General features: G+C 64.9%; 13 protein-coding genes. All 13 read right to left on the bottom strand.

The window, feature by feature from the left end; genetic code table 11:
- Nucleotides 1–29: 29 nt before the first annotated feature.
- A complete protein-coding gene (gene fliQ, locus DH10_RS22510) occupies nucleotides 30–296 on the bottom strand; it encodes a flagellar biosynthesis protein FliQ (protein WP_027165133.1) in 267 nt (88 codons plus the stop codon).
- A gap of 53 nt (nucleotides 297–349) precedes the next feature.
- The gene (gene flgD, locus DH10_RS22505; protein WP_192385331.1) at nucleotides 350–757 is read right to left on the bottom strand and encodes a flagellar hook assembly protein FlgD; all 408 of its coding nucleotides are present in this window, start codon (nucleotides 755–757) and stop codon (nucleotides 350–352) included.
- Between the two features lie 2 nt (nucleotides 758–759).
- Entirely contained in the window at nucleotides 760–1,197 is a 438-nt protein-coding gene (gene flbT, locus DH10_RS22500) for a flagellar biosynthesis repressor FlbT (RefSeq protein WP_192385330.1), read from the bottom strand.
- Nucleotides 1,194–1,541 carry a flagellar biosynthesis regulator FlaF gene (flaF, locus tag DH10_RS22495; protein ID WP_192252531.1) on the bottom strand — a complete coding sequence of 116 codons (348 nt, stop codon included), beginning with the start codon at nucleotides 1,539–1,541 and terminating at the stop codon, nucleotides 1,194–1,196. Before flaF ends, flbT begins: the two co-directional genes overlap by 4 nt.
- A gap of 31 nt (nucleotides 1,542–1,572) precedes the next feature.
- Nucleotides 1,573–2,622 (bottom strand): flagellar hook-associated family protein, encoded by a 1,050-nt coding sequence (locus DH10_RS22490; protein WP_192385329.1) that lies wholly within the window; start codon nucleotides 2,620–2,622, stop codon nucleotides 1,573–1,575.
- A gap of 3 nt (nucleotides 2,623–2,625) precedes the next feature.
- Nucleotides 2,626–4,080, bottom strand: a complete 1,455-nt coding sequence (gene flgK / locus DH10_RS22485) for a flagellar hook-associated protein FlgK (protein WP_192385328.1) — start codon at nucleotides 4,078–4,080, stop codon at nucleotides 2,626–2,628.
- 32 nt (nucleotides 4,081–4,112) lie between these two features.
- Nucleotides 4,113–5,369, bottom strand: a complete 1,257-nt coding sequence (locus DH10_RS22480; RefSeq protein ID WP_192385327.1) for a flagellar hook protein FlgE — start codon at nucleotides 5,367–5,369, stop codon at nucleotides 4,113–4,115.
- Nucleotides 5,370–5,460: 91 nt separating this feature from the next.
- Nucleotides 5,461–6,129 (bottom strand): response regulator transcription factor, encoded by a 669-nt coding sequence (locus DH10_RS22475; RefSeq protein ID WP_192252539.1) that lies wholly within the window; start codon nucleotides 6,127–6,129, stop codon nucleotides 5,461–5,463.
- A 223-nt stretch (nucleotides 6,130–6,352) separates the two neighbouring features.
- Nucleotides 6,353–6,946 carry a transglycosylase SLT domain-containing protein gene (locus DH10_RS22470; protein WP_192385326.1) on the bottom strand — a complete coding sequence of 198 codons (594 nt, stop codon included), beginning with the start codon at nucleotides 6,944–6,946 and terminating at the stop codon, nucleotides 6,353–6,355.
- Nucleotides 6,876–8,255: a flagellar hook-length control protein FliK gene (fliK, locus tag DH10_RS22465; protein ID WP_192385325.1), complete on the bottom strand. Its 1,380-nt coding sequence runs from the start codon at nucleotides 8,253–8,255 to the stop codon at nucleotides 6,876–6,878. The genes DH10_RS22470 and fliK overlap by 71 nt, the downstream gene beginning before the upstream one ends.
- Nucleotides 8,252–9,688: a chemotaxis protein MotC gene (locus DH10_RS22460; RefSeq protein WP_192252543.1), complete on the bottom strand. Its 1,437-nt coding sequence runs from the start codon at nucleotides 9,686–9,688 to the stop codon at nucleotides 8,252–8,254. Before DH10_RS22460 ends, fliK begins: the two co-directional genes overlap by 4 nt.
- Entirely contained in the window at nucleotides 9,685–11,112 is a 1,428-nt protein-coding gene (locus DH10_RS22455) for a MotB family protein (protein ID WP_192252546.1), read from the bottom strand. The genes DH10_RS22460 and DH10_RS22455 overlap by 4 nt, the downstream gene beginning before the upstream one ends.
- Nucleotides 11,109–11,711: hypothetical protein (locus DH10_RS22450; RefSeq protein WP_192385324.1), on the bottom strand; the 603-nt coding region annotated here is incomplete at its 5' end. The genes DH10_RS22455 and DH10_RS22450, both read right to left, overlap by 4 nt.

The following is an 11,711-nucleotide window of genomic DNA, read 5'->3' as shown; positions in this document are numbered from 1 at the left end:
GATCCGGCTCAACACCCGAGGGTCGTGGATCAGAATCCGTGCTCGATGCGTTCGAAGATGACGTTGGTGAAGGCCGAGATCTGGCTGCCGATGAACGGACCGGTCAGCGCCACCACCAGCATGATGGCGACGATCTTGGGCACGAAGGTGAGCGTGATTTCCTGGATCTGGGTCAGCGCCTGGATGAGCGCGATGCCGATGCCGACCGCCATCGCCACCAGCACCACCGGCGCGGACGCGGTGAGCACCGTCCACACCGCGTATTGCACGATATCGAGGGCGTCGGCCTCGTTCATGGGCAGACCCTTGCGAAACCAGCTAAAGCAGGCCGCGTTTCGGAAGACATGCTTCAGGCGGCCGGCTTGATCGATACGCCCGCGCCGACAGGGACCTCGGTGCCGTCCTGCAGAACCGCTATCAGGCCGCTGCTGGCGAGCTTCACCGAAGCCACGGTCCCTGTGGTCTTGCCGTCGGCAGAGGTGATCGAACGGCCGATCAGCGCGTCCGCCTGCGACAGCGCCGAGGACTGCATGATCTGGTCGAGCTTGCTGTTGGTCTGAACCGACTGCTCGACCTGCGAGAAGGTCGCGAGCTGCGCGACATATTGCGTCGAATCCATCGGCTTGGTCGGGGCCTGGTTTTTCATCTCGGCGATCAGAAGCTTCAGGAACGACTGGTAGTCGACCGCCGTCTTCGAGGTCTGCTGACTGGCCTGGTTGGCGCCAACCGGGATCGTCGTTGTCATGTCCACGGCCATCTTTATGCTCCCATAGCCAGCGCGCGCGGCGCTTCAGGAATGTCGTCATTGCCGCCAAGCGCCTGGCGCTCGAGCGGGTAGAGCGCGCGGATCGCTTTCAGCGCCTCGTAGATGCGATCCTCGCCGACCATGCGGTCGACCTGCTTCAGCGCGCTGCAGATCTCCTGGTTGTCGAAGCTCGCAATCAGCATCGGCAGCGAGTGGCGGAACATGTCGCGGGCCTCGGCGGCGCCCGACGGGTTCATCAGCATGATCTGCACGATGAAGTAAAGCTGCCTGAGCGGCGTCGAGGCCTGCTCGGCCTGGATGACGTGGCTCTCGAGCAGGAACTGGACGTCGTTCATCAGCTCGAGGGTGACCTTGCGGTCGACCCGGATGACGGCGCCGTTGATGTAGATCTTCTCGTTCGGCTTCAGCGAGATCTTCAGCGTGTTGGTCATTGGATGCCGTCTCGGATGATCTGGGAGACCTCGATCAGTCCTTCGAAATTGTTGGTGCGACCCTGCCGGATGTCCTCCGTCTCGCGCAGCAGCCATAGGCCGATCGAGATCAGGTTGGCGCGCAGCTCCTTGGGCAGCGCATTGTCGCTGGAGCCGAGATCCTCGACGAAGGTGGTCCAGATGCGGTTGGTGAAGTGCAGCGCCTCGACCGCCTCCATCGACTCAAGCCCGACGGCCGCTGCCGCGGACAGCATGTCGATCGAACGGGTGAGCAACTTCCGCTCCCGGTCTTTGGCGTCGGCGACGGAATCGGTCTGGATGTCGGCGTAGGAGAATTGATACATCGTCGGAGCTCTGGCGTTCCGGTGAGAGTGTTCAGGTGAGATAGTTCAACAGGCTGAGCTGCTGCAGTCGCGCGGTCAAGGCGAAGGATGTTTCGATATGCTGCGTCAGGTCGGCCACGCGGGTGGCGGCCTCCGAGGGGTCGACGCCCTCGAGGTCGATGATATGCTTCTCGAACAGATCGACCTGGGTCTTCATGCGATCGCTGGCGTCGGATACGCGCTTCTGAGCGAGGCCGGCTTCGGATTGCACCTGGACGATGCCGCCGATGGCTTCGCCGACCAGCTTTTGCGCGCGGCTGACGATCGTGTTCTGGCCCTGCTGGCTGATGTTGCCGGCGAAGAGGGTGCTGACCATGGCGGCCGCCATGGCGAGCTTGCGGATACCCTGCTCGTTGGCGCTGACCGATGTCTGCGTGGTCTCGCTCAATGAAATGCGGCTGGTGATCTGATCGTCGGTGGCGTTCGACCAATTGGCCTGCCAGCCGGAGCCCAAGAACTGCGGCTCGACCGCTGTGGGGATGAAGTCGTCCATCTGGGCGGCGGTGATATTGGCGGCCGCCGGGTCGCTCTGGGTGAAGCCGAAGTAGCTGCTGAAGGCCGCGTCGAACGCCGCTTTGGCGGGCGAGCCGGCAGCGCTGAAATCGTCGATCGGCTTGACGTCGGTATTGGTGCCGGCAAACAGATATTCGCCGTTGACGCTTGTGTTCAAGATACCCGTCATCTGCTGCAGCGCCGTGGCGGCGGCGGTCTGGGTGATGCTGGTCGAGGAGTCGCCCGACACGGCGCTGGTCAACGCCGTCAGGAGGTCCTGCGCGACATCGGAGAGCTGACCCAGCGAATCCTGCGTCGATGTCAGGCGCGCGGCGACCAGCGAGTTCGAATCGACGATACCGTTCAGCCGGTCGAGATCGCGCTGGAAGGTGACGGCCTGTGTCGTGCGCCCGCCAAGCGCCAGGCCGACATCCGCTACCCTGCCGGTCTGGGATTCCGTCGTCGCCTTGACGAGCTCGGCCTGCATGCGCATCTGCTGATAGCGCAGCGCGTTGGAGATGGCGGCTGAGGAGACGGCTGTCGCTTTCATGGCTTATCCCACCGCGCTCAACAAGGCGTCCAGCATGTCGTTGACGGTCTTCATCATGCGCGCTGACGCCTGATAGGTGTGCTCGAGGTCGAGAAGCAGGGACATTTCCTGGTCGACATTAACGCCGGTATCGTTCGACAGCGCTTCGGCGGTGCGCGTGGCCAGCGCCTCCTTGGCGTCGGCGTTGGTCGACGCTTGCTGGCGCACGCCTTCGAACCAGCCGATGGCGTTGGCCGCGTAGTCCGTGACGCCGGAGCTGACCGCGATGGCGGCGGACGTATCGAAGGCCATCGGCTGATCCAGTCTGTTGCCGTAGGCGATCAGCAGGTCCGAGTAGGAAGCACCGCCGCTGGTGTTGGAGATATAGGCCGCGCCGTTGGCGCCGCCGTCACGCAACAGCGCCGGGCTGCCGCCGGCGCTCGGATCAAACGCGGCGTTGACGCTGATCGAGCCGGCGAGGCCGTTGACCAGGGTGCCGGCAGCGGGAATAGCCGGCGCGCCGGACCAGGTGAACAGGCCCGCCTTGTCAGGCTGCGAAGGCGCGGTCTCGGCAAATGCCGTGATCAGGCCGCGCGCGATCTCGTCGAGCTGGCTCTGCATGGTCGCGGCGACGCCGTCGCGCAGCTTCAGCATGCCGGCAAGTTTGCCGTCGGCGCTGGTGTTGTCGCCGGTGCCTGCCGAAAGCGGCACATTGTCGATGTAGATCGTGTTGCCGGGCGTGCCGGCGGTGTAGCCGGCCGAGGGCGTGAAGGTCACCGAGCGCGGCACCGTCTCGAACAGCGTCGTGCCGTCCTTGGTGGTGATGACCATGTCGTTGTCGCCGCGCGTGAAAGTCGAGACCGGTACATATTCCGCGACCTTCTTCAGAAGCGCGTCGCGCTGGTCGAGCGCGTCGGACACATCCGTCCCGGAGCGGGTGCCGGCGATGACGGCCTTGTTGGCGTCCTGGAACTGGCTGAGCAGCGAGTTCAGGTCGTCGACCGCGGTGGCGATCTGGCTGTCGGTCTGGGTGCGGAAATCCTGGATCGCCCTGGTGCCGTCGTTCAGCGAGCTTACCACCTGCTTGGCCGCGTCGATGACGCTGGCGCCGAGATTCTGGTTCGACGGCGTGGTGGCGTAGAGTTGCAGCGCCTGCTGCAGATTGGCGATCGCGGTCGACGGAGACGACGCATTGTCGACCCCGTTGACCGAGAGGTCGAGCTGATCCATGCCGCTGTAAAGCGCGCTCTGGCCGCTCCATGCGGACAGCGCGGAAAGGTTCTGCCGGAACAGAAGGTCATTGGCGGCGCGCTGGATTTCCACCGATCGCGCGCCGGGCGCGGTGCTGGTGACGACGGCGACGCGACGGGCATAATCCGGGTTGGACGCGTCGGCCACATTGCGCGACACGACGCTGGTTTGCTTGGATGTGGCCAGGAGCGCCGACTGGGCGATGCTTAATGCGGTGGAAAGCGACATGCGGGTCTTTCACGGGCTGGCGCCCGATGGGGTTATCTCTTCAGGTTGACCAGGACATCCATCAGGTCGGAACCGGTCTGGAAGACTTTCGAATTGGCGGTGTAGCTACGCTGGGCCGCAATCATGCTGGTCAGTTCCTCGGCGATATCGACGTTGGAATTTTCGAGCGCGCCCGAGACGACCGAGCCAAGCTTTCCTTCGTTGGCAAAGCCGATGCGAACGGCGCCTGAGTCCGCGCTCTGCACATAGACGTTGCCGGGCATCGCGGTGAGGTTGTCGGGGCTCTGAACATCGGCCAGCGGGATCTTGTAGAGCGGCTTGGTGGAGCCGTCCTCGTACTGGGCGTAGATGACGCCGTCCTGGCTGATCTGGATCTTTTCGATCGTGCTCGGCGCATTGCCGTTGACCTTGGCGTCGGAGACGGTGAAGCCGGTTCCAAGCTGCGTCAGCTTGGAGAGATCGAGGTTGAGGGTCGAGCCGTTCGGTACCGTGAAGGAGATGCCCGTGGTCGCGCCGGTGAGCTTGCCGGTGGTGGTGTCGAAGGTGAGATTGGCCGTACCCAGCGCGCCGCCCGTATAAGGGAAGGAGGTGCCGGGGGTCGCTTTCGACTGGTCGAAGACCGAGACCTGCCAAGTGCCTGAGCCGGTGTTGGTGAAATAGACGTCGAGCAGCACCTTGTTGCCGAGATTGTCATAGGCAACCAGCGAGGACTTCGAGGTGTATTCGGCGGTCGGGCTGTTCGTGGAGGGCAGGCTGCCGGCTGCGACCGGGGTTGCGCCTGCCGGCAGGTTGCCGGTGAAATTGCCTTCCGTGCTCGGCGTCGCCGTCATCTCCTGGTCGGAAATCTGCACCGGCACCAGGCCTTCGAAGCCGTTAGCGGTCGCGGCCGGATCGCCGTTGGCGTAGCTGTAGGCCATGAGCTGGTAGCCGGCGGCATTGACCAGGCGCCCTTGCGCATCAGGAACGAAGGCGCCGGCGCGGGTGAGATAGGGCGTGCCGCTCGGGTCCTGCACGACGAAGAAGCCGTCGCCGTTGACGGCGAGGTCGGACACCGAAGTCGTGTATTGCAGGACGCCTTGCGAGCTGATGGCGGAGCGGATCGTCGTAGTGACGCCGCCCGAATTGTAGGCGCCGCCGGTCGTCGGCATGATGAGCGTCGAGAATTCGGCGGAGGAGCGCTTGTAGCCGGTGGTGTCGGAGTTCGCGATGTTGTCGGCCACCGCGGACAAGCGGTTGGCCTGCGCGTTCATACCGGAGACGCCGGTCCGCATCATTCCGTAGAGGCTCATCGATACATCTCCTCGGTGCCTTTCTGAGAGGCCACAAAACTAAGCCTCGTGTCTTGCGCGAGGCTGGCGCGGGCTATGCCGGCAGGAGCCATCAGAACACCAGCCGATAGCCGAGGAACCTCTTGGAATCGATTGGATCGTGACCGAGCTTTTCGCGCAGTTTCTTGCGCAGCTTCGAGATGTGGCTCTCCACCACGTTCTCCTCGACCTCTTCGTCGAAGATGCCGTAGATGGCATTGAAGACCTGCGTCTTGGTCACGCGCCGGCCGCGATTGCTGGCCAGATATTCCAGGATGCGCCGCTCGCGGCGCGGTAGCGGCAGCGACTCGCCGTCGATCTCCGGGTCGCGACCGTCCATGAAGATGCGCATCGAGCCGACTTCGGTATAGGCGGCCTCCTCATGCGCGCGGCGGCGGATGGCGGTGATGCGGGCGAGAATCTCGCGGATGTGCACGGGCTTGCGGACGACGTCGTCGACGCCGCTCTCGAAGAGCCGCAGCGTGTGTTCCAGCGAGTGCTGCTCGCTGAGCGCGATCACCGGCGCGCCGGTGCGGTCGCGGATCTGGCGCGGCGAGATGGCGCCCTCGCGGCAGTCGCCGATGAGGAAGGCCCTGACCGATCTGAGGTCGGTGTCGGCGGCGGAGCTCACCCACTCGCCGAACTCGCCCGGCGCGAAGCCCGCGGTGGCAACGCCCTCGCGATCGAAAAGCGAGCTATAACCCTCAGTTACGAGCTCGCGCTCGTCAACGATCACGATCATCGGACCACCCCTCCGAATCATCTCATTTGCCCCGTGCGGAAAGGGGTACCCGGTGCGGTGAACCCTGGGAAACCGTCATTTCTTGTAGCTATTTTCTTGGGAGTTTTTTTGGGAGCCGTAATAAAAGCGGTTGCAGGAGTGCATCGGCGGCAGCGGGTCAAGGACGATACCGGAGCCGCCGCGAACCCCGACGGCGGCCGCTCAAAGGTCGCTATCGCGACAACTACTGATTGCAGAAGGTACTGGCGTTCCGCGTCCATTTGCCGAAGCCGGTGGCGACCATGTTCGCAATGACGCGGCAGACATAGAGCTTCTGAGCCGGGTCGTTGTCAGGGCCGGCATGATAGCGGGCGACGGCCATCGACCAGGTCATATGGCGGGCATGGAGGCTCGCCAGGAAGCGCGCCGCATAGTCGACGTTCTGGTGTGGGTCGAGCATGTCCTCGACGCTGCGGAACTGCGCGCCGTGATAGCGATGGTTGATCTGCATGCAGCCGAGATCGATCAGCGTCCTGCCCTCGCGGCGGGCATTCTCGAATGTCGCCAGCGCCTCTCCGCGGCTGCGCGGGAAAACAGCTTTTCCTTCTATATTCAATGCGTTGGGCTGAAGGCTGCCTTTCTTCCCCGTCTCGGTCAGGCCGACCGCATAAAGGATTCCCGTCGGCACGCCATAGCGATCGGCGGCGCGCAGAATCTCCGGCTCGCAAGGATTTGAGCCGGCGCTCGCGGCGCTTGCCGCAACCAGGCTAGATATAGATATCGTCGCCAGCACGTTCGCGAAGAGGCGAAGCAGCGCGGCCGAATTCCTGTGCGCCATTGCCGTCGTTCCTTCCCGGTTGCCGGTCGCCGCCGGCGCTGTTGCCGCCCGAATTCCCCGGTTGGAACGAAGGCTGGTCGCGGCCCGTCGACATCGACAGGGCGCTGTTCGCATCGGCGCGGCCGGCTGAATGAACTGCTATCGATGGTTGCATAACGGTGACATGATTGACCTCGAAGCCGAGACCGCAGAGCGACTTGACTATGGCGTCGCTGTCGGCGGTCAGGCGGCGGTATGCCTCGTGCGTTTCCGGCTTCATCTCAATCGAAAGTTGCTCTCCAGAAAGTCGCAGGCTTGCGACAACCATGCCGAGCTCCGCCGGGTGGAGCTCGATCTTCAGGACATGTGTCGGAACGGCAACAGAATTGGCGGTTTGAGAGGCGCTCGAGAAGGCCTGCTGAACGCCATTGTCGGAAGCGATCGCCTCGACCAGCGCCGAAGCCGTCTGGCCGATGGGATTTTGCGCCGGCGCCGGGAAGCTCTGCTGGCTGACTACATCCATGCGTCCGGCGGCAGAGGACGGCTTGGCCTGATTGATCGATGCGATGGATTGCGCCGTTTGCGCTGTTTTCTGGGCGGCCGCCGGACGCCAGCTTTGCTGCGCTGCGGCGTCGGTCTCCATGCCAGGTTTTCCGGGCAGGACGTCGTCCTTGCGGACCCATGTGTCGGCGCCCGGACCGGCGCCGGCCGGCTTCTGTCCGAAATCGGGCCCGGGCTTCTCCGTCGCGATCGTCGCGCGGCTGGATCGCGGCAATGGCTCGGCGCTTTCGGAAGCGTCGGCCAATGTGCGTTTGCCCTGACGGATCGCCAACTGCGAAGCGGCGGACTGGCCGATGGAGGGCTGGATGCCTGCCTCTCCCTCGGCGGATACGCCGCGATCGGCATTTGTCGCCGTTGCGAAATGGCGGATATCGCCCAGCGCCATCAGCAAGGGCAGGCCGTCCTGGAGCGGAGCGGACGATTGTGCTGCCGCGTCGGCATCGTCCGTTGCTTTCACGTGACCCGTGTCGGCGTTGTTCTTGGCGGCTTTTCCGGCTGCCGGCTTTTGCGCCGCGGTCTTGTTCTGCCCATCCTGGTCAGGTTGCGCTTTGGGCGAACCGGCAAGGGCGCGCCGCATTGGATGCGCATCGGAAGACCCAGGCTCGGCCGACTGCTTGCCTTGCCGGGCCGATTTTTCGGCGCCATGCACCATCTCGCCGAAGTTCGAGCCTTTTTCCTTCCCGTCGGCAGCGTGCTGACGCGACTGGGTGTGGGCAGGCCCGAGTCCCGGCATGGTCTGACTGACGCTGGTCATTTGGGCGCTGGTCATTTGGGAGCGGCTCCGAGCAATTGGTCAATCTGGTCGAGCTGGCGGCGTGCGTTCATCATCGCGGCGTCGGTGGGATCGTGCGGATCAAGACTTGGCGCGGCGGCCGGCGCGGACGCAGGCAGCACAGGTGGTGTTTCGGGCTGCGCCGGAGCGGAAGCAGGCGCTTCAGCCGTAGCCTCAGCCGTCGATGGCGGGGATGCAGGAGCCGCTGCCTGCACATTCGCCGCCGGCTTGGCCGATGCCGCGACAGCCGGCTGCTCGGACGCAGCACCCTCCACCGGCGGCAAAGCTTCGGCGTCGGTCCGGCTCACAGGCTCGGTTTCGGCAGCGGGGTTCGCCGTGCCGCTCTTTGCCGAATCCGCGGCCTCGATCTCGTCCTTGCTGGCCGCCGGAACAGGAGCGACAACCTCGCCGGCGACGGCCTGCGCCGCATCGAGCAAGGCGCGGTCGCTCTCCGAAAGCTTGCCGCGATCGATCTTGCCGAGCCTTGTCCGCACATCGTCGATCGTGGCCGACGTCACCGTGGAGAGGCTCGAATAGAGCACGGCGCGCGGGTCGTCCTGATTGCCTTTGCCGTTGCGGCCCTGCTCGGCCCGGGCCGAGGCGAAGGCGGAGAGGTCCGCCAGCCCGTCGATCGCGGCGCGGCGGGCGATGCGCAGATAGATCACCTTCTCGCGCTCCGGGTCCATCATCGAGGTGATGTCGGCGAGCTTGTCCTGGCTGATCGACATGTGCAGCGCGATCACGCCGGTGACGAAGGAGTCGGCGAACTGGCTGGCATAGGGTGAATAGAGGTAACCCGCGGCATATTGTGTCGAGGCGAGCGCGAAGCGCGCGGCGTCGCCTTGTGCCACCGCGAGGCCGACAGAACGGCGAAGCGCTGCCTCCTCGACCAGGGTGCCGGGGCTGAGCAGGCGGGCCTCATCCAGCAAGGTCAGCGCCGTTGCGGGTTCATCGGTCGCGAGCAGCGAGCCCTTGACCAGCGCCAGGAAGGCGCCGAGGTCGGCGGGCACGCTCATCGGGTCGATCGGCTTCAGGATTTCAATCGCGGCGGCCGGCCTGCCGTTCAGGTAGGCGACGACCCCTTTGGCGATGGCAAGGCTCTGCGGGTCGGTCGTCGCGCGCGAAGCCGCCGCCTCGACGGTGACGGGGTTGCCGCCGCTCATGCCGTAGACGAGCAGAGCGCGAAAATTCTTCGGATCCTTGAAATCCTCGGCATCGGCGGCGCGAAGCCTGGCGTCGGTCATTTCGAGGAGCTTGGCCTGCATCGGCAGCGCCGCATGATCGCCGCCGGCAATGCGGTCCTGGATCAGTTGCAGCGAACGCACCAACTGATAGGGCTGCAAGCCGTCCTGAGCGAAAGCCGCGGCCGGCGATCCTGCGGCAAGCAGCAGCAGCCCGATTGCGCGGCCGATGACGGTCCGGCCCCTCATCCGCCGGTCGCCATCAGGATTTCGATGCGGCGGTTCGCGGCGGCCAGCGGATCGGACGGGATCTTGGGCTGGCGGTTGGCGAAGCCTGCGACCTCGGTGATGCGGCTTTCGTCGACGCCGCCGCGCACCAGCATGTAATAGGCGGAGTGGGCGCGGGCGGTGGACAGCCGCCAGTTGTCGTAAGTGTCGCTGCGGAACGGTCGCGCGTCGGTATGGCCGCCGATGGTGATAGTGCCCTTCTTCTCGTTGATGATGTGGCCGATCTTCTCCATCGCCAGCACCATCTCGCGGCGCGGCACGGCCGAGCCGATCTCGAACATGCCGAAGTCGAGCTGATCGGTGATTGAGATGACGACGCCCTTGTCGGTGGCCTCGACGGAGACGCCGTGGGCCAGCTTTTCACCCGGCTCGAAGGCTTTGGCCAGTTCCTGCTTGATTTCGGCGGCGGCCTTGAGGGCGGCGCTGCTCGGAGCTTTTTCTCCCTTCTCGGAAGCCTGCTCGGGCTCCGCTTTTGCCATCTGGGCCTTTGCCGTTTCGGCCCCTGCGGTTTCCGGTTTCGCGGTGTCGGTCGCAGCGGCCTCGGCTTGCGCCTTTTCAGCCTGGGCTTTCTCGCCCTTGGTCTGCTTGCCTTCGGCTCTCCCGACTTTCGTGTCGCCCGATCCGGCCTTGGCACCGGGTTTTTCCGGTGTCGCCGGCGGCTCGAGCGGCGCATCCAACTGCGGCGGCGCCGGCGGAACGGCCTTGACCTTCGGCACTTCTGTTTCGGCGACCTTCTCGCCGGGCTTGGCCGGATCGCCTTCGATCTTCCTGCGTTCGGCGCTGGCTTCGGCGCCGGGCGTCACCACCTGCTGCGACCAGAAATCCGGCGCGAAAGGATCGCGATAGGATTCGCCGCCGGAGGCGCCGGTCGCTGGACCGGCATTCTGAACGCCGCCTTCACCCTTGGCGCTGACATTCTGCATCACGCCGGTGTCGGTGGCGATCTCCGACAGCACGGCGTAGGGATCGGCAAACAGATGCTCGTCGGAGAGGTCCGACTTCTGCGAGGCCTGCTTGGTTTGCCTTCGGTCGGAGGAGCCGGCGCCGCCCTTGCCGTTCTCGCCGGCCTTGCTGGCGCCATCCTGCGGATTGTCGGCGGTGAGACCAACCTTGCTCGGGCCGTCGCCAAGATCTTCCAGGCCCTTGCGGCTGGAATTGCGATCGATCAGCTCGACCGGATTGAAGTAGCTGGCGACCGCCGCCTTGGTCTGCTCGTTGGCGGCGTTGATCAGCCACATGACGAGAAAGAAGCACATCATGGCGGTCATGAAGTCGGCAAAGGCGATCTTCCAGACGCCACCGTGATGGCCGTCGTCATGACCGTCGTGATTGCGCTTGACGATGATGATCTCGTGCCTGGCCTCGCCGTGGTCGATGGCACTCATGACAGGACCTCTGACAGGGAAGCCGACCATTCGGCGATGCGCGTCTCGAACACCGTTTCATCTATGGTCACGGTCAGGTCGAAACCGGCGGCCTCGGTGAAATCGAGATTGGCCGCGCGATCGCCAAGCGCTGCCTTCAGCGGCTCGAACAGCGACAACGGCCCGCGCACGCCGATGCGCACGGCTTCACTATCGGCAATCGCTGCGTTGATGGTGCGGGCAAGGGCGTCGAGCGAACGCTTCTGCAGATCGTCGCTGACGATGCCGCCGATGATGCGGGCTATCGTGACGCCAGCGAGCTCGGCAACGCGCGCCTCCATGGCGTCGATGCGCGTCTCGACCGCCGCGCCGAGATCGCCGCCGAAGCTTTCCAGGAACGCTTTCGCCGCATCGTCATTGGCTTGGCGTTCGGCCTCTAGCGCCGCCGCGTGGGCGGCCGCGAGGCGCGCCTCGAGCGCTGCTTCGGCATCGGCCACCGCCTCGGCGATCAGCGCGCCGATGTCGGCCTGCGGCAGGGATACCTCCGGCTTGCGCTCGATGTCAGGTGCCGCCGGTGCCTGGCCGGCGCGCGGTGCGTGCGACCCGAAATCAGGCAGAAG

Source organism: Mesorhizobium silamurunense (assembly GCF_014843825.1).
Classification (GTDB): Bacteria; Pseudomonadota; Alphaproteobacteria; order Rhizobiales; family Rhizobiaceae; genus Mesorhizobium; species Mesorhizobium silamurunense.
Note: the sequence above shows the minus strand (reverse complement) of the source record. Positions and strands in the feature narration are given on the sequence as shown.

What these genes read in the sequence shown, in the direction of transcription:
- flaF (WP_192252531.1), bottom strand. Translation starts at nt 1,541, where the DNA reads ATGTATCAATTCTCCTACGCCGACATCCAGACCGATTCCGTCGCCGAC.
- DH10_RS22470 (WP_192385326.1), bottom strand. Translation starts at nt 6,946, where the DNA reads ATGGCGCACAGGAATTCGGCCGCGCTGCTTCGCCTCTTCGCGAACGTG.
- DH10_RS22490 (WP_192385329.1), bottom strand. Translation starts at nt 2,622, where the DNA reads ATGAAAGCGACAGCCGTCTCCTCAGCCGCCATCTCCAACGCGCTGCGC.
- DH10_RS22460 (WP_192252543.1), bottom strand. Translation starts at nt 9,688, where the DNA reads ATGAGGGGCCGGACCGTCATCGGCCGCGCAATCGGGCTGCTGCTGCTT.
- flgK (WP_192385328.1), bottom strand. Translation starts at nt 4,080, where the DNA reads ATGTCGCTTTCCACCGCATTAAGCATCGCCCAGTCGGCGCTCCTGGCC.
- DH10_RS22475 (WP_192252539.1), bottom strand. Translation starts at nt 6,129, where the DNA reads ATGATCGTGATCGTTGACGAGCGCGAGCTCGTAACTGAGGGTTATAGC.
- fliK (WP_192385325.1), bottom strand. Translation starts at nt 8,255, where the DNA reads ATGACCAGCGCCCAAATGACCAGCGTCAGTCAGACCATGCCGGGACTC.
- DH10_RS22455 (WP_192252546.1), bottom strand. Translation starts at nt 11,112, where the DNA reads ATGAGTGCCATCGACCACGGCGAGGCCAGGCACGAGATCATCATCGTC.
- DH10_RS22480 (WP_192385327.1), bottom strand. Translation starts at nt 5,369, where the DNA reads ATGAGCCTCTACGGAATGATGCGGACCGGCGTCTCCGGTATGAACGCG.
- flbT (WP_192385330.1), bottom strand. Translation starts at nt 1,197, where the DNA reads ATGACCAACACGCTGAAGATCTCGCTGAAGCCGAACGAGAAGATCTAC.
- flgD (WP_192385331.1), bottom strand. Translation starts at nt 757, where the DNA reads ATGGCCGTGGACATGACAACGACGATCCCGGTTGGCGCCAACCAGGCC.
- fliQ (WP_027165133.1), bottom strand. Translation starts at nt 296, where the DNA reads ATGAACGAGGCCGACGCCCTCGATATCGTGCAATACGCGGTGTGGACG.